Below are 20738 nucleotides of genomic sequence, written 5' to 3'. Positions count from 1 at the left end.
GAGTCGTGTGGACCGCTGCGTCGTCCTGGTGGACGCCGGGTATCTGCTGGGGGCCGCCGCCAGCCTCCTCGCCGGGGAGCCCTCGCGCTCCCGGATCACCGTCGACCACGCCGCCCTCGTCCAGGGCCTGCGGGAACAGGCGGAGTCCGACACCGAACGGCCCCTGCTGCGCATCTACTGGTTCGACGGCGCCCCCGACCGCGTCCCGCAGCCCGAGCACCGCCGACTGCGCGTGATGCCCCGGGTCACCGTCCGGCTCGGCGCACTGACCCGCAGCGACGGCCGCTGGGCACAGAAGGGCGTGGACGCCGCCATGCACGCCGAGCTGACCGAGCTGGCCCGCAACCGCGCCTGCTCCGACGTCGTCCTCGTCACCGGCGACGGCGACCTCCTGCCCGGCATGATGGCCGCCAAGGAGCACGGCGTCGCCGTGCACCTCTGGGCCGTCCAGGCCGCCGACGGCGACTACAACCAGTCCGAGGACCTAGTCGCGGAGGCCGACGAACGACGCGTCCTGGACCGTACGTGGATCACCAAGGCGGTCCGCGCCAAGGAACTCGGCGGGGTGTGCGCCCCGCCGCCCGCGCCCCGGCCCGAGATCGCCGCGATCCTCTCCGCACCGCTGCCCGACGCCTCCCTCGCCCCCGCCGCCGACCGGCCGGCCGAGGACGACCGGCGCCCCCCGGCCGCGCCCGTCGACGGCGACGCCCCGGAGCGCGTCCCCGCGCCCAAGGGCGTCCCCACGCCCAAGGACCTCGCCGCCCTGCGCGCCCCCGGCACGACCGCCGCCCCGCACCCGCCGACCGCGACCCTGCGCTGGTCGTCCGACAAGGGCTGGGTGGACCGGCCCGGCACCGCCGCCGAGCCCCCCGACGTCGCCGCGCTGCCGACGCTCGCGCAGCTGACCACCGCCGAGCAGCGCTGGGCGGACCGCGAGGAGGACATCACCACCGTGGGCGGTGACCCCTACGAGGTCGGGCAGGTCTTCGCGCGGAGGTGGATGGAACGCCTCGGCGACCAGAGCCATCTGCAGCGCCTGTCCGGCATGTACCCGCGGATCCCGCACCGGGTCGACGGCGAACTGCTGCGCTACGCGGCCCGCTTCGGACTGCTCGCCCACAAGGACGACCAGATCGACGAGCACGACCGGTACGCGATCCGGGCAGGCTTCTGGCGCGAGATCGACGTACGGACGGCGGCGGAGCCCGCGCCCGCCGCCGAGTAACCCTGCCGCCGACGGACTGCCCGCCGTCGGACAGCCCCCTTCAGGTCAGCCCCGGCGTCGGGTTTTGCGGCGCGGTGGGAGATCCGGGAGCCGGCACACCGCGCGGAGCGCGCGGCGGGAAGCCCGCGCCGGAGCGTCCCGGCGCGGGACGACCGGGCCCGGCCGCGGGCGGCGGAGACGGTGGGGAGCCGCGAGGGCCGCGGCAGGGGTGGGACACGGGTCGCGGGGGAGCGTCGGAGGCCGCCCCAAGGGCGAGCAAAGCCTCCCGACCCCGTAGGCTCGTCCCTTGTGAACAAGCGCGCGGCGCCGGTGGTCCGGCACAGGGACGAGGTCGTGTGCGCCGTGCGCGGACTGACCAAGACCTATCCCGCGGTACAGGCCCGCCGGGGCACCCCGGCCACCCCGGAGGTACGCGCCACCGACGACGTGACGCTGGACATCCGACGCGGTGAGATCTTCGGACTGCTCGGCCCGAACGGCGCCGGCAAGTCCACCCTCGTCCGCCAGCTCACCGGCCTGATGCGGCCCGACGCCGGCGGCGTCGAGATCCTCGGCCACGACATCGTGCGCCACCCCGACCGGGCCGCGCGGATCCTCGCCTACCTCGGGCAGGAGTCCACCGCACTGGACGAGCTCACCGTGTCGCTGGCCGCCGAGACCACCGCTCGGCTGCGCGGCCTCGACGTACGCCGGGCGCGCGCCGAGCGGGACGCCGTCCTCGACGAGCTGGGCCTGACCCCGCTCGCCGGCCGGCCGCTGCGCAAGCTGTCCGGCGGCCAGCGCCGGCTCGCCTGCTTCGCCACCGCGCTGGTGGGCGAGCGCTCGCTGCTGGTGCTCGACGAGCCCACCACCGGCATGGACCCGGTGGCCCGGCGGGCCGTCTGGTCCGCGGTGGACCGCCGGCGCGCCGAGCGCGGGACCACCGTGCTGCTGGTCACCCACAACGTCATCGAGGCGGAGACCGTCCTCGACCGGGTCGCCGTCCTGGACCGGGGCCGGATCATCGCCTGCGACACGCCGACCGGCCTCAAGGAGCGGGTGGCCGGCGAGGTGCGGGTCGAACTGGTGTGGCGGGAACGGGCGCCGCTGGACGTGCCCGAGGTCGCCGCGCTGCGCGAACGGGCCGCGGAGTCCGGGCGCCGCTGGACGCTGCGGCTCGCCCCCGAGGAGGCCCGGGCCGTCGTCGCCACCGTCACCGGCGGCGCCGCGTTCGCCGCCCTGGACGACTTCACCCTGGCCACGCCGAGCCTGGAGGATGTCTACCTGGCGCTGGGCGGGGCCGCACGGCAGGGGCTGGTGCGGGCGTGAGCGGGCGCACGGGAGTGTCCACGAGGGCCGGTGCGCGGACCGCAGGGGAGAGGAGCGGCGCAAGGTGAGTGTGGTACCCGCCGAGGCCCGTCCGGGCGGCTCCCGTTCCGGTACCGGTACCGGAACGGGCCGGGAGCCGGCCGAGCTGGGGCCGCGCGCCCGGCTGTGGCCGTCGCTGGCGGCCGTCTACCGGGCGCAGCTGTCGCGGGCGCGGGTGGCGCGGATCCCGCTGCTGTTCGTCGCCACCTTCCAGTCGGTCGGCATCCTGGTCATGATGCGGGGAGTCGTGGACGGCGGCAGCGAGGCCGAGTCCGTGGTGGCCGGGTCGGCCGTCCTGGTCGTCGCCTTCGTCGCGCTGAACCTGCTCGCCCAGTACTTCGGGCAGCTGCGGGCCAGCGGAGGGCTCGACCACTACGCCACGCTGCCGGTGCCGCCGGCCGCCGTGGTGCTCGGCGCGGCGGGAGCCTATGCGTCGTTCACCGTGCCGGGGACCGTGCTGACGGCCGTCTTCGGGTGTGTCCTGTTCGGGCTGCCGCTGGCGCACCTGTGGGTGCTGGTCGCGGTGATCCCGCTGGCGGGCGCCGCGCTGTCCGGGCTGGGCGCGGCCTGCGGGCTGCTGGCGCCCCGGCCGGAGCTGGCGACCGTACTGGGCCAGCTGGGCATGTCCGCGGCCCTGCTGCTGGGCGTGCTGCCGCCGGAGCGCATGCCGGAGGCGGTACGGCTGCTGCGGGACCTGCTGCCGTCGACGTACGGCGTGGAGGCCCTGGCCCGCACCTTCGGGCCGCGGCCCGACTGGGCGTTCGTGATCGGCGATCTGGCGGTGTGCGCGGGCGTCGGCGTGGCGTCGCTGGCCGTGGCGACCTGGGCGTACCGGCGGGCCGCCGTCCGGTGACGCGCCGCGCGGGCGGGCCTGGCACGATGGCAGGGTGACCGCACCGCTGACTCCGCCTCCGCCGCCGCACGAACCGTCCTCGCAAGGGGCGTGGCCGCCGCCCCCGTCCGGGGGCCATCCGTCCGTGGCGGCCGCCGCGCCGCGGGACTCCCTGTCGGAGGAGGGGCCCGGGATGAAGACCGAACTGCGCGAGGCCGCCCTGATCACCGGTGCCGTGACCGTCGCCGGGGCGCTGCTCGGCCTGCTGTGGGTGTGGCTGGCGCCGCAGGTGCCGCTGGTCGGCGACGTCGTGGACGGCAACTGGGTCGTCTACATCAAGGACACCGAGGGCGAGCAGGCGGTCGGCGTGGACGGCACCTTCGCCCTGCTGGCGCTCGGCTTCGGCGCGGTCAGCGCCGTGCTCGCCTTCCTGTGGCGGCGGCGCGGCGGCGTCCCGCTGGTGGTCGCCCTCGGCGTAGGCGGGCTGCTCGGGGCGGTGCTGGCCTGGCGGCTCGGGCTGTGGCTCGGGCCGGCCGACGACGTGCTGGCCCACGCCAAGAGCGTCGGAAAGGGCGTCACCTTCTCCGCGCCACTGGAACTGGGCGCCAAGGGCGCGCTGCTCGCCTGGCCCCTGGCCGCGCTGGTCGTGCACCTCGGCCTGACCGCCCTTTTCGGCCCGCGCGACCCGGAGCCGTACGGGGCCCCCGGGCCGTACGGGCCCTACGATCAGCCGTACGGCGGCAAGTCCGCTTAGGGCACCGCCCCTCCGCGCCCGCTCGGGCCACCTGGCGGAGGTGCCGCCGCAGAGGCTCACCGGACCGGGCGAGAGCCCGTGCGGTGGGCGGTCGGCGCACCGCCACCCGCGCGGCACCGGCGCGGCGTCACCGGCCCGCTGTACGCGCGCGTGCGGCGGAGTACTCCGCCACGCGCCCTCTGGCGTGGTTGTCGGCACGGCTGCGCCGTACGGTCACCGGTCGGGCCGCTCACGCGGACGTCACGCGCGGCTGATGGGGGCCAGCGTCGCGGCGGTGAGGGTGGCCAGGTCCTTCGGGCTCAGTTCGACCTCCAGGCCGCGGCGGCCGGCCGACACGCAGATGGTCGGGTGGGCCTCCGCCGAGGCGTCCAGGACGGTGCGGAGCCGCTTGCGCTGGCCCAGGGGGGAGATGCCGCCCCGCACATAGCCGGTGGTGCGCTCGGCGAGGGCCGGGTCGGCCATCGCCGCCCGCTTGCCGCCCAGCGCCGACGCCAGGGCCTTCAGGTCCAGCGAGCCGGCCACCGGCACCACCGCCACGGTCAGCGCGCCGTCCACGTCGGCGACCAGGGTCTTGAAGACCCTGTCCGGGGAGACACCCATCGCCTCGGCCGCCTCCTCGCCGTACGACGGATGGCCGGGGTCGTGGTCGTAGGAGTGGACCGTGAAGTCCACCCCGGCCGCGGTGAGGGCCACCGTCGCGGGCGTGCCGCCGGCCTGCTGCTGCTTCTTCGACTTCTTCGCCACGTCTCTCGCCGTCTCAGTTCAGACTGGTCGGCCCGCGCGTCAGCTCGGCCGCGGGCAACGACGGCAGACTACGGATGATCGCCGTCTCCGAGCGAAGGAGTTTCAGCTCGTCCCGCAGGCGCGAGGCGGTGTCGGGGGCCTGCAGCAGCCGCTGCTTGGTGGGCGTGTCCAGCATCATCGCCGCCGCCACCAGGTACGAGACCACCGACGGTTCGTCGGGCAGGTCGGCGCCGGTGGCCAGCGACCGCTCCCGGGCGCCGGCCAGCCGCTTCTGGTACTGGCGGAACGAGCGCAGTACGCCCTTGGCGAGCGCGCCCGCCTCGTCTCCCGGCTCCTCCTCCAGCTCCTCCAGCTCCGCCGTCAGATAGGACCCCGAGGCGTCCACGGACAGCAGCCGCACCCGCCGCGTCCCGGTCGCCAGGACCTCGAACGTGCCGTCGGCCCGCTCGCGGACGGTCGCGGCGTCGGCGACACAGCCCACGGAGTGGAACGACGCCCCGGGGTCCGGGCCGAAGCCGGCGGCCGGGCCGCGCTGCGGCAGCGCCGTCGGATCGGGCATGCCGGGTTCGCTCGGCGCGACCTCATGGCCGTCGCGGATGGCCACGACGGCGAACCGGCGGGCATCCTCCTCGGGCGTCTTCAGCAGGTCGCGCATCATGGCGCGATAGCGCTCCTCGAAGACGTTCAGCGGAAGCACCAGACCCGGGTACAGCACCGAGTTCAGCGGGAAGAGCGGCAGACGGACGGTGGTCACGAGGTCAGAGCCTAGTGGTCCGGAACGGAACAGTGGTGCGCGGAGTGGGCGGGCCGGTGCGCGTGGTGACCGCCGGACCGCCGGGGCGGCCCCACCGGCAGGCCCCGCACGATCTCCCCGCGGACGGTCAGGAAGTGGCCGAGCGGGTCGTCCGCCACCTGGTCCCAGGGGAAGGACGTGGCGTACGGGCCGAGCAGGCGCAACTGCACCAGGGCGTCGTCGCGGCGGCCCAGCCGGGCCAGCACGTACACCAGGAGGTTGCGGACCGGGGCCGGCCAGGGGTCCGCCGGCGGCAGCCCGGCGGACAGCACGATCGCCCGGTCGGCGGCGGCGTCCAGGCGCTCCCGGGCCACCATGGGGCCGCAGTCGTCCGTCAGGCAGGCGAAGGCCGCCTGCAGCGGCAGCGCCCGCACCAGGGAGTGCGGCGGCACGTCCTGTGCCGCGCGGTCGGCGAAGTCGAAGCACTCGCGGTGCGGGGCCTCGGGGGTGTGCGGGGTGTCGCCCGACAGGACGCAGCAGGAGGCGGCCAGGTAGCGCAGGGCGGCCACATGGCAGCCGTAGTGGTGGGGGGCCCTGCGGACCGCCGCCTCCCACAGCTCGCCGAAGTACTTGTGGCCGGCGCGCGTCCCGCGCGCGTGGTCCAGCGCGATCCGCCACGGCACCGGATCGCGGTCGCAGGCCTGGGCGGCCGCCGTGATCAGCGGACTCACCTCGCGCAGCACCTCGGCCCGGGCCGGTGAGCGCCAGGCGCGGTCCACCGCGAGCTGGGCGGCGACCGCCAGTGCGTCCGGGTCGCGCGGGGCGGCCGCCCGCCACCGCTCGAACCAGTCGGGACGCGCGTGCGCGAACCACGCCAGCCGGGTCACGTACCGGTCGCGGCGCTCCCACTCGCCACGCGCGCGCGTGGCGGCGAGCAGCTCGGCGGCGGGCCGGTAGCCGTCCTGCCCGGCGGCGACCAGCGCCGGGCCGAGACGGCCGTCCGCGGCATCGAGCAGCACCTCGTCGTCGGCCGGCAGCCCGGCCGCGGCGGCCTGCGGCACGGCCTTGGCAGGGCGAGCCGCGCGGATGAACGGGGGCAGCAGAGCCATGGTGCCGACCATTGAAAAGCGCCAGCTCGGAGGAGCACCAGAGGCTCAGCCCAAGCCGCGGAAAGTTGTACGCCCGACGGTCAAGCCCCGGTAAAAGCTGAGTCGCTCCTTCCGCCTGTTCTCACCCCCGTCTCAGCAGTCGCGTCGCTCCCGCCGCGACGGTCGTCGCCAGCACCCAGCCGGCGAGGATCAGCGCGGCGGAGAGCCACTGCCAGCGTCCGTGGAGGTCCCAGCGGGTGGCCTGGCCGAGGTCCACGACGGGCAGCAGCAGGTCCAGGGCGAACAGGGCGGGGTTCCACTGCGGAGTGCGGTCGGGGCCGGCCGGGGGGCGCGGGGCGTGGGCGAAGGCCAGCGACCCGGCCGCCCACAGCACGGCCATCCACACGGCGGCCCGGCCGGGCCGGTAGCCGTAGGCGACCGTCCAGTCCTGCGCGTACCCCCACAGCTTGCCGGCCGGCGGCAGCGTCGTGCGCCGGTGGCGCTGCTTGGCGAGGAGCACCTCGCGCGCGTCCTCGTCCTCCCCGCTGCCGCGCAGCACCGCCGCCAGCCGCTCGTACGGCTCCGGGTTGTACTCGGCGGTCGCCGCCGCGACCCAGCGCAGCCGCTTCTCCAGCGGGAACGGCCCCTGCGGCACCAGGCTCTCGTAGGTGAAGCCACCCATGTGCAGGCGGCCGGGGCCCGGCCAGGCGCTCGCCCGGTCGATCAGGGTGACCACCCGCGCCCCCGACAGCACCACCCGCCCGCGCTTCGGCCGGTCTCCCAGGAAGCGCAGCTCGGGCGTCTGCACCCGGCGCAGCGACAGCTCCTGCACGTCGGTGAGGACGAACCGGGCGCCCTGCAGGTCCACCGCGTCGCCGAACCGCCCGTCGTCCAGCCGCGCCCCGCCCCGGCACTCGAACCCCTGGATCCGCGTCCCCTGCGCCGGTGTCGTCCCGCTCGGCGCCTGGGCGCCGACGCCCGCCGGGGTCAGGTACAACGTGCGTTCCACGGTCAGCTGCGGGGCGTTCAGCGCGAACCTTCCGCGCGGGTTGACCAGGCGCGCCCCGCGCAGGCTCAGCGACACCCCCACCTTGGCGCTGCGCAGGCTCAGCTCGCCGTGCGTCTCCAGCAGCTCGGCCTGCAGGTCCTGCCCGACGGCCAGCCCGTCGGCGGCGATGGACCGGCCGGCCCGGTCGCGGTGCACGACCGCCTGGTTGAGCAGCAGGTCCGTGCCGATCTGCGCGTCGGTCAGCCGGATCCCGCGCTGGAACCGGCAGCGCGGCAGATGCAGATCGCCCTCGGTGTGCAGCCGGGCCGCCTCCAGCCGCGGCACCGAGCAGTCCACCAGCCGCAGCGTGGTCAGCCGGGCCTCGGGCAGCAGTACCTCCCGCTCGAACCGGCAGCGCTTCATCTCGACGTACGGCACCACCGTGCCGCCCGCGAGGTCCAGCGAACCGCTGATCCGCACCCCGACCAGCTTCAGCGCCGACACCCGGCCGGCCAGCGCGGGTGGTCCGTCCAGCAGCAGCCAGGCGACGATCCGGGCCCGTACCGTCCGCTCCGGGCCCCAGGGCGGTCCGTCCTGCGGATCGTCGGCGAGCGGGTCGCCCGTGCTCAGGTCGTACACGGTGCCGTTGCGGAAGGACTGCCACATCCCGGCCTCCGCCGCGGTCAGGTCGTCCGGCAGGTCCCCGGCCCGCAGGCCCACTCCTTCGGTCACGTCCGCCACCTCCTCCCCGGGGGTCCCTCACTCTTCGGTCCGCCTCCCGCGGCCCTTTGTTTCGCACTGGCGTTCATGCCCGCTGAGTGACCTGCCGAACACAAGGAGTGAGGGACGCCTTCCGGATTCCGGCCACCTTCTGTATCAGCCATTGGACTGCGCCCCCGGCTCCCGACCGGGGTCTGCGAGAATTGGCACCGTGATCTCCCGAATCGATCTGCGCGGCGACGCCCTTCCCGAGGGCCCCGCCCTGCGCGACCTGCTGCCCCGAGCCGACTTCGACGTCTCGGCCGCCCTGGAGAAGGTGCGTCCGATCTGCGAGGCCGTGCATCATCGGGGCGACGCGGCGCTGATCGACTTCGCGGAGAAGTTCGACGGAGTCCGGCTCGACCGGGTCCGCGTGGAGCCCGAGGCCCTCACCCGCGCCCTGGCGGAACTCGACCCCGCGGTGCGCGCCGCCCTGGAGGAGTCCGTCCGCCGCGCCCGTCTCGTCCACCGCGCGCAGCGCCGTACGCCCCACACGACGCAGGTCGTGCCCGGCGGCACAGTGACCGAGAAGTGGGTTCCCGTCGGGCGGGTCGGGCTGTACGCGCCGGGCGGCCGGTCCGTCTACCCGTCGTCCGTCGTCATGAACGTCGTCCCGGCGCAGGAGGCCGGAGTCGAGTCCATCGCGCTGGCCTCGCCGGCGCAGGCGGAGTTCGGCGGCCTGCCGCACCCGACGATCCTCGCCGCGTGCGCCCTGCTCGGCGTCGACGAGGTGTACGCGGCCGGCGGAGCCACCGCCGTCGCGATGTTCGCCCACGGCACCGAGTCCTGCCCGCCCGCCGACATGGTCACCGGCCCCGGCAACATCTGGGTCGCCGCCGCCAAGCGCTACTTCACCGGCAAGATCGGCATCGACGCCGAGGCCGGCCCGACCGAGATCGCGATCCTCGCGGACGACACCGCCGACCCGGCGCACGTCGCCGCCGACCTGATCAGCCAGGCCGAGCACGACCCGCTCGCCGCCGCCGTCCTGGTCACCGACTCCGCCGCGCTCGCGGAGGCGGTGGGGAAGGAGCTGGCGCCGCAGGTCGCGGCCAGCAAGCACGTCGACGACCGGATCGTGCCCGCGCTGAGCGGCAGGCAGTCCGCGATCGTCCTGGTCGACGGCATGGCGGAGGGACTGCGGGTCGTCGACGCGTACGGCGCCGAGCACCTGGAGATCCAGACCGCCGACGCCGCCGCCCTGGCCGACCGGGTGCGCAACGCGGGCGCGATCTTCGTCGGCCCGTGGGCGCCCGTCTCCCTCGGCGACTACGCGGCCGGGTCCAACCACGTGCTGCCCACCGGCGGCTGCGCCTGCCACTCCTCCGGGCTGTCCGTGCAGTCCTTCCTGCGCGGCATCCACATCGTCGACTACACCGAGGACGCGCTGGCCGACGTCGCGCACCACGTGGTGACGCTGGCCGAGGCGGAGGACCTGCCCGCGCACGGCGCGGCGATCAAGGCGAGGTTCGGCTGGAAGGTGCCCGAGAGCAAGTGAGCGACGTGAGGATCGACGATCTGCCCGTACGGGACGAGCTGCGCGGCAAGTCCCCCTACGGCGCCCCCCAGCTGGACGTCCCCGTACGGCTGAACACCAACGAGAACCCCTACCCGCTGCCCGAGCCGCTGGTCGAGCGGATCACCGAGCGGGTCCGCGAGGCCGCCCGCCACCTCAACCGCTACCCCGACCGGGACGCGGTCGAGCTGCGCACCCGGCTCGCCGAGTACCTGACCGACACCACCGGCCACCGGGTCGGCCCGGCGGAGGTGTGGGCGGCCAACGGCTCCAACGAGGTCATCCAGCAGCTGCTGCAGACCTTCGGCGGGCCCGGCCGCACCGCGATCGGCTTCGAACCGTCGTACTCGATGCACGCGCTCATCGCGCGCGGCACCGGCACCGGCTGGATCTCCGGGCCGCGCCACGACGACTTCACCATCGACCTCGACGCGGCCCGCGCCGCCATCGCCGAGCACCGCCCGGACGTCGTCTTCGTCACCACCCCCAACAACCCCACCGGCACCGCCGTCCCGCCGGAGACCGTCGTCGCGCTGTACGAGGCGGCGCAGGCCGCGAAGCCGTCGATGGTGATCGTGGACGAGGCGTACATCGAGTTCAGCCACGGCGGCTCGTTGCTGCCGCTGCTCGAAGGACGGCCGAATCTCGTCGTCTCGCGCACCATGTCGAAGGCGTTCGGCGCGGCCGGGCTGCGCCTCGGCTACCTCGCCGCCGACCCGGCGGTCGTGGACGCCGTCCAGCTCGTACGGCTGCCGTACCACCTGTCGGCCGTCACCCAGGCGACCGCCCTGGCCGCCCTGGAGCACACCGGGACGCTGCTGAAGTACGTGGAGCAGCTCAAGGCCGAGCGGGACCGCCTGGTGAGCGAACTGCTCGCGATCGGGTACGAGGTCACGGCGTCCGACGCCAACTTCGTGCAGTTCGGGCGGTTCGACGGCGAGGGCGGCGCGCACGCCGTCTGGCGGAAGATCCTCGACCGGGGGGTCCTGGTCCGGGACAACGGCGTACCGGGGTGGCTGCGCGTCACCGCCGGCACCCCGCAGGAGAACGACGCGTTCCTCGACGCGGTCCGTGAACTGAAGAAGGAGCAGAGCGCATGAACCGCGTGGGACGCGTGGAGCGGGTCACGAAGGAGACCTCGGTCCTCGTCGAGATCAACCTCGACGGCACCGGCCGGGTCGACGTCTCGACCGGCGTCGGCTTCTACGACCACATGCTCGACCAGCTCGGCCGGCACGGTCTGTTCGACCTGACCGTGAAGACCGAGGGCGACCTGCACATCGACTCGCACCACACCATCGAGGACACCGCCCTCGCCCTCGGCGCGGCGTTCCGGCAGGCCCTCGGCGACAAGGTGGGCATCTACCGGTTCGGCAACTGCACGGTCCCGCTGGACGAGTCCCTCGCCCAGGTCACCGTCGACCTGTCCGGCCGCCCCTACCTGGTGCACACCGAGCCGGAGAACATGGCGCCGATGATCGGCGAGTACGACACCACCATGACCCGGCACATCCTGGAGTCGTTCGTCGCCCAGGCGCAGGTCGCGCTGCACGTGCACGTGCCCTACGGGCGCAACGCGCACCACATCGTGGAGTGCCAGTTCAAGGCGCTGGCGCGGGCCCTGCGCTACGCCTCCGAGCGCGACCCGCGCGCGGCCGGCATCCTCCCCTCGACGAAGGGCGCGCTGTAAAGCCATGAACGGCACGTCCACCGCCCTGATCGTCGTCGGTCTCTTCCTGGTCGGCGGCATCATCTCCTTCGTCAAGCAGCAGATGCCCCGCAGCCTGATCGTGCTGCTCTCGATCGGCGCCGCGATGTGTCTCGTCGCGGGCGCCATGCGGCTGGAGGTGTGGAACTGATGAGCGGCCCCGCCGGAAAGAGGCGCAACGTCGTCGTCTTCGACTACGGCTTCGGCAACGTCCGCTCCGCCGAGCGCGCCCTCGCGCGCGCCGGCGCCGACGTCGAGATCACCCGCGACTACGACCGGGCGATGAACGCCGACGGGCTGCTGGTGCCCGGCGTCGGCGCGTTCGCCGCCTGTATGAAGGGCCTGAAGGAGGCCCGCGGCGACTGGATCGTCGAGCGGCGTCTGGCGGGCGGCCGCCCGGTGATGGGGATCTGCGTCGGCATGCAGATCCTGTTCGCGCGCGGCATCGAGCACGGCGTGGAGACCGAGGGCCTCGACGAGTGGCCCGGCACGGTCGGGCCGCTGCAGGCCGACGTCGTGCCCCACATGGGCTGGAACACCGTGGACGCCCCGGCCGGCTCCGAACTCTTCGCCGGCCTCGACGCGGACGCCCGGTTCTACTTCGTGCACTCCTACGCGGTCCACGACTGGACCCTGGAGATCCACAACCCGCTGCTGCACGCCCCGAAGGTGACCTGGTCGACGCACGGCAAGCCCTTCGTCGCCGCCGTGGAGAACGGCGCGCTGTGGGCCACGCAGTTCCACCCCGAGAAGTCCGGCGACGCCGGCGCCCAGCTCCTCACCAACTGGATCGGAACCCTGTGAGCACGCTCGAACTCCTCCCCGCCGTCGACGTCCGTGACGGCCGGGCCGTCCGCCTCGTGCACGGCGAGTCCGGCACCGAGACCTCGTACGGCTCCCCCCTGGAGGCCGCCCTCGCCTGGCAGCGGTCCGGTGCGCGGTGGCTGCACCTGGTGGACCTGGACGCCGCCTTCGGCACCGGCGACAACCGGGAGCTGGTCGCCGAGGTGACCCGGGCGATGGACATCCGGGTGGAGCTGTCCGGGGGCATCCGTGACGACGCCACGCTGGCCGCGGCCCTGGCCACCGGCTGCACCCGGGTCAACCTGGGCACCGCGGCCCTGGAGAGCCCCGAGTGGGTCGCCAAGGTCATCGCCGAGCACGGCGACAAGATCGCCGTCGGTCTCGACGTGCGGGGCACCACCCTGCGCGGCCGCGGCTGGACCCGGGACGGCGGCGACCTCTACGAGACGCTGGCGCGCCTGGACCGCGAGGGCTGCGCCCGCTACGTGGTGACCGACATCGCCAAGGACGGCACGCTCCAGGGCCCCAACCTGGAACTGCTGAGGAACGTCTGCGCGGCCACCGACCGGCCGGTCGTGGCGTCCGGCGGGGTGTCCTCCCTGGATGACCTGCGCGCCCTGGCCGGTCTGGTGCCCCTCGGTGTCGAGGGCGCCATCGTCGGGAAGGCCCTGTACGCGAAGGCGTTCACTCTGGAAGAGGCCCTGGAGGCTACATCTTGAAAAGGGACACGGTGTCATGACGTCCGAAGCCGTGCGGCGCGTGCAGAGTGGAAGTCCCTGGGAGGAGTCCTTCGGTTTCGCCCGTGCCGTCGCGGTGGGCGACCGGGTACTGGTGGGCGGCACCACGTCTTTCCGGGGGTCGGTGCTGTACGGGGAGGGCGACCCGTACGAGCAGGCGAAGGTGGCGTTCACCGGTGCCGTCGAGGCGATCGCGGAGTTCGGGCTCGGCGTCGAGTCCGTGATCCGTACCCGCATGTACCTGAGCCACGCCCGGGACGTGGACGCCGTGGGCCGCGCGCACAAGGAGCTGTTCGACTCCGTGCGCCCGGTGGCGACCCTGCTGGTCGTCGACGGTTTCGTCGACCCGCGCATCCTGGTCGAAGTAGAAGTAGAAGCATTCAGAGGACGTTAGAGGAGCCGGTTTCATGACCCTGGCGGTCCGAGTCATCCCCTGCCTGGACGTGGACAACGGCCGGGTCGTCAAGGGCGTCAACTTCCAGAACCTGCGCGACGCGGGCGACCCCGTCGAGATGGCCAAGGTGTACGACGCCGAGGGCGCCGACGAGCTGACGTTCCTGGACATCACCGCGTCCTCGGGCGATCGCGAGACGACGTACGACGTGGTGCGCCGCACCGCCGAGCAGGTGTTCATCCCGCTCACGGTCGGTGGCGGGGTGCGTTCCCCCGAGGACGTCGACAAGCTGCTGCGGGCCGGCGCCGACAAGGTGGGCGTCAACACCGCCGCCATCGCCCGCCCGGAGCTGATCCGGGAGATCGCCGAGCGGTTCGGCAGCCAGGTGCTGGTGCTGTCCGTGGACGCCCGGCGCACCGAGTCGGGTGCCTTCGAGGTCACCACCCACGGCGGCCGCCGCGGCACCGGCATCGACGCCGTCGAGTGGGCGCACCGGGCCGCCGAACTGGGCGCGGGCGAGATCCTGCTGAACTCGATGGACGCGGACGGCACCAAGGACGGCTACGACCTGGAGATGATCCGGGCCGTCCGCAAGCACGTCACGGTCCCGGTGATCGCCTCCGGCGGCGCCGGCCGGCTCGCCGACTTCCCGCCCGCCGTCGAGGCGGGCGCGGACGCGGTGCTGGCGGCGTCGGTCTTCCACTTCGGCGACCTGCGGATCGGCGAGGTCAAGCAGGTACTGCGCGAGGCGGGCCACCCGGTGCGGTGACCGCTCGCCCGGCGTGAGCCGTGAGCCCCGGCCGGTGGACGGCCGGGGCTTTTCGCCGCCCTGATGAGAAAGAGAAGTTGCGCAAAATCGGTTGCGCAATTTTTCTTTCGTAATCTACGGTGGCGGCATGACGGACAAGGAGAGAGACCGCCGCATCACCGACCTGGGCACGCTCAAGGCACTCGCCCACCCACTGCGCATGCAGCTCTACCGGGGCCTGACCATCGCGCGCGCCGCCACCGCCTCCCAGCTCGCCGAACAGGTGGACGAGGCCGTCTCCCTGGTCAGCTACCACCTGCGCAAGCTCGCCGAGCACGGTCTGATCGAGGAGGCCGAGCCGCGCAGCGCGGACGCCCGGGAACGCTGGTGGCAGCCCGCCTCGGACGGCGTCAGCATCCGCGACGAGGACTTCCGCGACGCCCCCGAGAAGGCGGCCGCGCGCACCGCCGCCAGCCGGCTCTTCTTCGAGCAGCGCGCCGACATGTACCGCCGCTTCCTCGACGAGCGCGCCCACTGGAGCGCCGCGTGGAACACGGCCGCCGAGTCCTCCGAGTCCCTCCTGCGGCTCACCCCGGACGAACTCGCCGAGCTCGACAAGGACATGCTCGCCCTCGTCCGCAGGTACGAGGAGCGGGGCCGGGCCGCCGAGGCCGCCGGTGACACCGAGGGCCGCGAGAACGTCGCGGTGCACACGTACGCGTTCCCGTTCCGCCCCTGAGGACCCGAGGAGAACCGGCCATGCCTTCGACCCTCACGGCCGCGGCCGCCCCGGAGAGCGAGCGCGCCGCCCACCGCGACCCCGACGTCCTGCGCTGGCTCGGCGGGTTCGCCTCCTCGGCCGTCGGCGACAACGTCTACTACATCGCCCTGTCCTGGGCCGCCGTGCAGTCCGGTACGGCCGCGCAGGCGGGGCTGGTCACGGCCGCCAGTGCGCTGCCGCGCGCCCTGCTGATGCTCGGCGGGGGAGTCGTCGCCGACCGGTACGGTCCGCGCCGGGTGGTCCTCGGCAGCACGGCGGTGCGCTGCGCGCTGGTCCTCGCGGCGGCCGGGCTGCTCTTCGCCACCAGCCCCGGGCTGTGGGTGCTGGGCGCGGTGGCCGTGCTGTTCGGCGTCGTCGACGCGGTGTTCCTGCCCGCCGCCGGCGCCCTGCCCGCCCGGATCGCGGGTCCGGGGCAGCTCGCCCGGGTCCAGGGCATGCGGGGCCTCGCCGTCCGCCTCGCGAACGTCCTCGGCGGCCCGCTGGGCGGCCTCGGGGTCGCCCTGGGCGGCACCGCGGGCGCCTTCGGCCTCGCCGCCCTCCTGATGGGCGTGTCCCTGCCTCTGCTGCTCGGGGTGCGCGTGCGCCGGCTCGCCCCGCAGGACGTCCGGCCCCGCGACCGGGCCCTGGCCGAGCTGCGGGACGGGCTGCGGCACGTCCGGCGGGATCCGGTACTGCGCCCGCTCGTGCTCGCCGCCGCCCTGAACGACCTCGGCTTCGTCGGCCCGATGAACCTGGGGCTCACCCTCCTCGCCCAGCAGCGCCACTGGGGCTCGGCCGGCCTCGGCCTGGTGCTCGCCGGGTTCGGCACCGGCGCCGGGGCCGCCTCGCTGCTGCTCACCTGGCGCGGCCGGGTGCCCCGCGCCGGCGTCGTGACCGGGACGGTGACCCTGCTCTCGGCGGGTGCCGTCGCGGCCCTCGCCCGGGTACCGGGCGTCCCCGCCGCCGTCGGCGTCGCCCTGGTCGTCGGTCTGACCGCAGGGCTGTCCGGGGCCCTGTGCGGCGCGCTGGTGCAGACCCGGGCCGGCGCGGCCTACCTCGGCCGGGTCACCGCCGTCTCCACCCTGGTCGGCTTCGGCGTCGCCCCGCTCACCTTCCCCGTGGTCGGCTGGAGCGTCGCGCAGTGGGGCACCGGCCCGGTCTTCGCGGCCTGCGCGGCGGTGAGCGGGCTCGGCGGGGCCGTCGTCCTGGGCGTCCGGGACCTGCGGCGCGCGGAACTGCCCCGCTGAGTCACCGGCTCAGATGCCGAGCTGCTTGCTGCCGTGCAGCCGCTCCACGGCCTCCTGCTCGCCGTCCAGATCCACCTTGGCGGCGTCCTGCCGGCCGTACAGGAACAGCAGCAGTTCGGAGGGCTCGCCGGTCACCGTGACCACCGGGGTGCCCCGGTCGGCGACCACCGTACGGCCGTCCGGGCGACGCAGCACCAGCCCGGTCGGCGCGCCCCGGCCCATCAGCCGCGCGGTGCGCTCCAGCCGGGACCACAGCGCGTCCTGGAACACCGGGTCCAGCTCGCGCGGCGTCCAGTCAGGCTGCGCGCGGCGCACGTCCTCGGCGTGCACGTAGAACTCCGTCGTGTTCGACATCTCGTCGATCTGCTTGAGCTGGAAGGGCGAGAAACGGGGTGGACCGGTACGGATCAGCTGGATCAGCTCCTCGTACGGCTTTCCGGCGAACTCCTCCATCGCCCGGTCCAGCCGGGGAGCGAGCTGCTTGAGGAGGAGGCCCCCGGCCGCGTCCAGACGGCGCTCGCGGACCACCACGTGGGCGGCCAGATCACGGGTCTGCCAGCCCTCGCAGAGGGTCGGGGCCTCGGGACCGGCGGTCTCCAAGAGGTCGGCGAGCAGGAGCCGTTCACGCTTGGCGAAGGTCGACATACCGTCAGCCTACGACCGCGGCCGCGGTCCGCCCAGTGGACGCCGCGCCGTCACCGCCAGTGGCGCACGGCACAATGGCCGTCATGACCAGCACGACCGGCACCCCACGGCCCAGCAGCCTCGACCCGGAGATCGCCGCCCGCCTCCGGCGCAGCCCCGACGGCCTCCTGCCCGCCATCGCCCAGCAGTACGACACCGGCGAGGTGCTGATGCTCGGCTGGATGGACGACGAGGCGCTGCACCGCACCCTGACCACCGGCCGGTGCACCTACTGGTCCCGCAGCCGCCAGGAGTACTGGGTCAAGGGCGACACCTCCGGCCACTTCCAGTGGGTGAAGTCCGTCGCCCTGGACTGCGACGCCGACACCGTCCTGGTCAAGGTCGACCAGGTCGGCGCCGCCTGCCACACCGGAGCGCGCACCTGCTTCGACGCCGACGTGCTGCGCGAGGACGACCACGGCGGCCCGGCCGCCGACGATCAGTAAGGTCAGCCGCCATGGACCTCGACACCTTCCGCAAGCTGGCCACCGACCGGCGCGTCATCCCGGTCACCCGCAAGCTCCTCGCCGACGGCGACACCCCCGTCGCGCTCTACCGCAAGCTCGCGGCCGAGCGCCCCGGCACCTTCCTGCTGGAGTCCGCGGAGAACGGCCGTTCGTGGTCCCGGTACTCCTTCGTCGGCGTGCGCAGCGCCGCCACCCTCACCTCCCGTGACGGCCTGGCCCACTGGCTCGGCGCCCCGCCCGTCGGCGTCCCCGTCGACGGCGACCCGCTGGCCGCCCTGCGCGCCACCGTCGAGACCCTGCACACCCCCCGCCAGGAGGGCCTGCCGCCCTTCACCGGCGGCATGGTCGGCTACCTCGGCTACGACATCGTGCGCCGCCTGGAGAAGATCGGCCCCGGCGAACGCGACGACCTGCGGCTGCCCGAGCTGACCATGCTCCTCACCAGCGACCTCGCCGTCATGGACCACTGGGAGGGCTCGGTCCTGCTGATCGCCAACGCGATCAACCACAACGACCTGGACACCGGCGTCGACGAGGCCTACGCCGACGCCGTGGCCCGCCTGGACGCCATGGAGGCCGACCTCTCCCGCCCGGTCGCCCAGCCGCCCGCCGTCCTGCCGCCCTCCGAACTGCCCGAGTACACCGCCCGCTGGGGCGGGACGGACTTCCAGGCGGCCGTCGAGGACATCAAGGAGCGCATCCGGGCCGGCGAGGCCTTCCAGGTGGTCCCCTCCCAGCGCTTCGAGACCCCCTGCACCGCGAGCGCCCTCGACGTCTACCGGGTCCTGCGGGCCACCAACCCGTCGCCGTACATGTACCTGTTCCGCTTCCCCCACGAGGACGGAACGGCCTTCGACGTCGTCGGATCCTCGCCCGAGGCGCTGGTGAAGGTCGAGGGCGGCACCGCGATGGTCCACCCCATCGCCGGCACCCGGCACCGCGGCGCCACCCCGGCCGAGGACCAGGCCCTCGCCGACGAACTGCTCGCCGACCCCAAGGAACGCGCCGAGCACCTCATGCTCGTCGACCTCGGCCGCAACGACCTGGGCCGGGTCTGCGAGCCCGGCTCCGTCGAGGTCGTCGACTTCATGTCCGTCGAGCGCTACTCGCACGTGATGCACATCGTCTCCACCGTCACCGGCAGGGTCGCCGCCGGCCGCACCGCCTTCGACGTCCTCACCGCCTGCTTCCCGGCCGGCACCCTCTCCGGGGCGCCCAAGCCGCGCGCGATGCAGATCATCGACGAACTGGAGCCGTCCCGGCGCGGTCTGTACGGCGGCTGCGTCGGCTACCTGGACTTCGCCGGCGACTCCGACACCGCCATCGCCATCCGCACCGCGCTGCTGCGCGACGGCACCGCCTACGTGCAGGCCGGCGCCGGCATCGTCGCCGACTCCGACCCGGTCGCCGAGGACCAGGAGTGCCGCAACAAGGCGGCCGCGGTGCTGCGCGCCGTGCACAGCGCGGGCCGGCTCGGGAGATAGGGCGCGTATCACGTCGGCCCCGGGTGCCGGTTCGCCCGGGGTTCAGGCGATAGTGGAGTACGTGACTGCCGTACCTCACCCCCGTTCCGAACCCGCCGCCGCGTCCGCGCGGACCGGCCGCCGCACCCTCGCCGTCGCCCTGTCGGCCGGGGCGCTCGGCGCGGCCCTCGCGCTGCTCGCCACCCGGCAGCGCTGGGCGGAGGGCACCGCGACGGTGGCCGGCGGCGCCTTCCCGCTGACCGCCAGGGGCAGTGACGTCACCGGCGTCCCCGCGGCGCTCGCCATAGTGGGCCTGGCCGCCCTCGTCGCCGTCTTCGCCGTGCGCCGCACCGGCCGTCTCATGGTCTCCGCGCTGCTCGCCCTCTCCGGCGCCGGCATCGTCACCGCCGCGCTGCTCGGGGCCTCCGACAGCTCCGCGCTCGACCAGCAGGCCGCCAAGGCCTCCGGCGACACCTCCGCCACGGTGGCCGCCTTCACCCACACCGCCTGGCCGTACGCCGCGGCCGCCGGCGGCGCCCTGATCCTCCTGGCCGGACTGCTCGCCCTGCGCTACGGCCGGCTGTGGCCCGCCATGTCCGGCCGCTACGAGCGCGGCGGCGCCCCCCGGCCGCGCCGCACGGCCCGCCCGGCCGACCCGGAGCGCCCCGAGGAGATGTGGAAGGCGCTCGACCGCGGCGAGGACCCCACCGGTCCCGACCCCGATCCCGCCTGAGCCCGCACCGGCAGCGGCGGCCGGCCCGGTCCGGCCGTGCCGGTGTGGCGCATCAGACGTCAACCGGAGGCGACCCCCGCGTCCGGCACGCGCACCCGTACGGGACAATGGACGCAACGAGCGTCCCGCTCAGACCCACACGAAGCAACGAGGAGCAAGCAATGGCGGGCAGCAGCCACGGTCACACCCCGGCCGCCTGGACCGGTGTCATCATCGCCTTCATAGGTTTCTGCGTCGCGGGCGCGTTCATGGTGATGGCCAACCCCGTGGGCTTCTGGGCGGGCATGGCGGTGGTGCTGCTGGGCGGTGTCGTCGGCATGATCATGCGCTCCATGGGCCTGGGCCAGCCGAAGGACGTGGGCGCGGCGCCCCGGCCGAAGCAGGCCGCCACGCGCGAGCCCGCCGCCGTCGAGGGCTGACCGCCCCGGCTCGTCACGGCTCCCCGAGGGGCGGCCGGTCCCCCGACCGGCCGCCCCTCGGCGCCGTCCGGAACCGCACCGGGCAGAATGCGAGACGTGATCCCCTCCCGTCCGTCCGTCCGGCTCGCCCTCCCCCTCGGCGCCCTCGCGGCCGTCGCCGGGGCCTTCGCCTACGTGGCGACGGTCGACCCGAACCAGCCCGGCCACTACCCGGCCTGCCCGCTGCTGACCACCACCGGTGTCTACTGTCCCGGCTGCGGCGGACTGCGCGGCGCGCACGCCCTCGCGCACGGCGACCTCACCGCCGCGCTCCAGGACAACATCGTCGGCGTGCTCGGCCTCCTCGGCTTCGCGGTGCTGTGGACCGTCTGGGTGGTCCACGCCGCACGCGGACGGCCGCTGCGGATCGACCCCGGCCCGGTGCCGCTGTGGGGCGCCGGAGCGTTCCTGCTGGTCTTCACCGTGGTCCGCAACCTGCCCTTCGGCGGTTGGCTGCATCCGTGAGGACGGCGTGAATGTCCAGGTGGTGGGACCCGTGCCGGGCGGATGCGGGGCGCGCGCCCCGCGGCGGATACCATCGCAGTGACC

24 protein-coding genes are annotated in these 20738 nt (G+C 74.4%); 19 read left to right on the top strand and 5 right to left on the bottom strand.

Going from position 1 to position 20738, the window contains the following annotated elements; genetic code table 11:
- The first annotated feature begins 7 nt into the window (after window positions 1-7).
- From AC3ET3_RS11140 to AC3ET3_RS11125, 4 genes are all read left to right on the top strand, one after another.
- Window positions 8-1225, top strand: coding sequence for an NYN domain-containing protein (locus AC3ET3_RS11140; protein ID WP_432156617.1), 1218 nt, complete (start codon window positions 8-10; stop codon window positions 1223-1225).
- Between the two features lie 333 nt (window positions 1226-1558).
- The gene (locus AC3ET3_RS11135; protein WP_432136081.1) at window positions 1559-2533 is read left to right on the top strand and encodes an ABC transporter ATP-binding protein; all 975 of its coding nucleotides are present in this window, start codon (window positions 1559-1561) and stop codon (window positions 2531-2533) included.
- A 64-nt stretch (window positions 2534-2597) separates the two neighbouring features.
- Window positions 2598-3425, top strand: coding sequence for an ABC transporter permease (locus tag AC3ET3_RS11130; protein WP_432156616.1), 828 nt, complete (start codon window positions 2598-2600; stop codon window positions 3423-3425).
- 34 nt (window positions 3426-3459) lie between these two features.
- The gene (locus AC3ET3_RS11125; protein WP_432135965.1) at window positions 3460-4158 is read left to right on the top strand and encodes an AAA family ATPase; all 699 of its coding nucleotides are present in this window, start codon (window positions 3460-3462) and stop codon (window positions 4156-4158) included.
- A gap of 240 nt (window positions 4159-4398) precedes the next feature.
- Here AC3ET3_RS11125 and ybaK read toward each other — a convergent pair whose 3' ends face one another.
- The 4 genes from ybaK to AC3ET3_RS11105 form a co-directional block, all read right to left on the bottom strand.
- Window positions 4399-4902 (bottom strand): Cys-tRNA(Pro) deacylase, encoded by a 504-nt coding sequence (gene ybaK / locus AC3ET3_RS11120; protein WP_432135966.1) that lies wholly within the window; start codon window positions 4900-4902, stop codon window positions 4399-4401.
- A gap of 13 nt (window positions 4903-4915) precedes the next feature.
- Entirely contained in the window at window positions 4916-5656 is a 741-nt protein-coding gene (locus AC3ET3_RS11115; protein WP_432135967.1) for an LON peptidase substrate-binding domain-containing protein, read from the bottom strand.
- 11 nt (window positions 5657-5667) lie between these two features.
- Window positions 5668-6756: a hypothetical protein gene (locus AC3ET3_RS11110; protein ID WP_432135968.1), complete on the bottom strand. Its 1089-nt coding sequence runs from the start codon at window positions 6754-6756 to the stop codon at window positions 5668-5670.
- Window positions 6757-6865: 109 nt separating this feature from the next.
- Window positions 6866-8443: an oxidoreductase gene (locus AC3ET3_RS11105; protein WP_432135969.1), complete on the bottom strand. Its 1578-nt coding sequence runs from the start codon at window positions 8441-8443 to the stop codon at window positions 6866-6868.
- Between the two features lie 199 nt (window positions 8444-8642).
- Here AC3ET3_RS11105 and hisD point away from each other — a divergent pair, with 199 nt between their 5' ends.
- From hisD to AC3ET3_RS11055, 10 genes are all read left to right on the top strand, one after another.
- A complete protein-coding gene (hisD, locus tag AC3ET3_RS11100) occupies window positions 8643-9968 on the top strand; it encodes a histidinol dehydrogenase (RefSeq protein ID WP_435612040.1) in 1326 nt (441 codons plus the stop codon).
- Window positions 9965-11086, top strand: a complete 1122-nt coding sequence (locus AC3ET3_RS11095; RefSeq protein ID WP_432135971.1) for a histidinol-phosphate transaminase — start codon at window positions 9965-9967, stop codon at window positions 11084-11086. The genes hisD and AC3ET3_RS11095 overlap by 4 nt, the downstream gene beginning before the upstream one ends.
- Window positions 11083-11676 carry an imidazoleglycerol-phosphate dehydratase HisB gene (gene hisB / locus AC3ET3_RS11090; RefSeq protein ID WP_432135972.1) on the top strand — a complete coding sequence of 198 codons (594 nt, stop codon included), beginning with the start codon at window positions 11083-11085 and terminating at the stop codon, window positions 11674-11676. Before AC3ET3_RS11095 ends, hisB begins: the two co-directional genes overlap by 4 nt.
- Window positions 11677-11680: 4 nt before the next feature.
- A complete protein-coding gene (locus tag AC3ET3_RS11085) occupies window positions 11681-11845 on the top strand; it encodes a hypothetical protein (RefSeq protein WP_432135973.1) in 165 nt (54 codons plus the stop codon).
- Complete coding sequence (hisH, locus tag AC3ET3_RS11080) at window positions 11845-12498, top strand: imidazole glycerol phosphate synthase subunit HisH (RefSeq protein ID WP_432135974.1); 654 nt, start codon at window positions 11845-11847, stop codon at window positions 12496-12498. The genes AC3ET3_RS11085 and hisH overlap by 1 nt, the downstream gene beginning before the upstream one ends.
- On the top strand, window positions 12495-13217 hold the full coding sequence (priA, locus tag AC3ET3_RS11075; RefSeq protein WP_432135975.1) for a bifunctional 1-(5-phosphoribosyl)-5-((5-phosphoribosylamino)methylideneamino)imidazole-4-carboxamide isomerase/phosphoribosylanthranilate isomerase PriA: 723 nt from the start codon (window positions 12495-12497) through the stop codon (window positions 13215-13217). The genes hisH and priA overlap by 4 nt, the downstream gene beginning before the upstream one ends.
- Before the next feature lie 16 nt (window positions 13218-13233).
- Window positions 13234-13629 (top strand): RidA family protein, encoded by a 396-nt coding sequence (locus AC3ET3_RS11070; protein ID WP_432156612.1) that lies wholly within the window; start codon window positions 13234-13236, stop codon window positions 13627-13629.
- Window positions 13630-13642: 13 nt separating this feature from the next.
- Window positions 13643-14398: an imidazole glycerol phosphate synthase subunit HisF gene (hisF, locus tag AC3ET3_RS11065; RefSeq protein ID WP_432135977.1), complete on the top strand. Its 756-nt coding sequence runs from the start codon at window positions 13643-13645 to the stop codon at window positions 14396-14398.
- Between the two features lie 127 nt (window positions 14399-14525).
- Window positions 14526-15116: an ArsR/SmtB family transcription factor gene (locus AC3ET3_RS11060; protein WP_432135978.1), complete on the top strand. Its 591-nt coding sequence runs from the start codon at window positions 14526-14528 to the stop codon at window positions 15114-15116.
- A 20-nt stretch (window positions 15117-15136) separates the two neighbouring features.
- Window positions 15137-16384, top strand: a complete 1248-nt coding sequence (locus tag AC3ET3_RS11055; protein WP_432135979.1) for an MFS transporter — start codon at window positions 15137-15139, stop codon at window positions 16382-16384.
- 9 nt (window positions 16385-16393) lie between these two features.
- On the opposite strand, the gene AC3ET3_RS11050 is transcribed toward AC3ET3_RS11055, so the two are convergent.
- On the bottom strand, window positions 16394-17029 hold the full coding sequence (locus tag AC3ET3_RS11050) for a TIGR03085 family metal-binding protein (RefSeq protein ID WP_432135980.1): 636 nt from the start codon (window positions 17027-17029) through the stop codon (window positions 16394-16396).
- A gap of 83 nt (window positions 17030-17112) precedes the next feature.
- On the opposite strand from AC3ET3_RS11050, the gene hisI reads away from it, so the two are divergent.
- The 5 genes from hisI (at window position 17113) to AC3ET3_RS11025 (ending at window position 20654) form a co-directional block, all read left to right on the top strand.
- Window positions 17113-17514: a phosphoribosyl-AMP cyclohydrolase gene (hisI, locus tag AC3ET3_RS11045; RefSeq protein WP_432135981.1), complete on the top strand. Its 402-nt coding sequence runs from the start codon at window positions 17113-17115 to the stop codon at window positions 17512-17514.
- A gap of 11 nt (window positions 17515-17525) precedes the next feature.
- Window positions 17526-19019, top strand: a complete 1494-nt coding sequence (locus AC3ET3_RS11040; RefSeq protein WP_432135982.1) for an anthranilate synthase component I — start codon at window positions 17526-17528, stop codon at window positions 19017-19019.
- 52 nt (window positions 19020-19071) lie between these two features.
- Window positions 19072-19731 carry a TIGR02234 family membrane protein gene (locus AC3ET3_RS11035; protein WP_435612039.1) on the top strand — a complete coding sequence of 220 codons (660 nt, stop codon included), beginning with the start codon at window positions 19072-19074 and terminating at the stop codon, window positions 19729-19731.
- 161 nt (window positions 19732-19892) lie between these two features.
- Window positions 19893-20150, top strand: coding sequence for an HGxxPAAW family protein (locus tag AC3ET3_RS11030; RefSeq protein WP_432135984.1), 258 nt, complete (start codon window positions 19893-19895; stop codon window positions 20148-20150).
- Between the two features lie 87 nt (window positions 20151-20237).
- On the top strand, window positions 20238-20654 hold the full coding sequence (locus AC3ET3_RS11025) for a DUF2752 domain-containing protein (protein ID WP_432135985.1): 417 nt from the start codon (window positions 20238-20240) through the stop codon (window positions 20652-20654).
- Window positions 20655-20738: the final 84 nt, after the last annotated feature.

It is taken from the genome of Streptomyces sp. bgisy159, from assembly GCF_057707805.1.
Note: the sequence above shows the minus strand (reverse complement) of the source record. Positions and strands in the feature narration are given on the sequence as shown.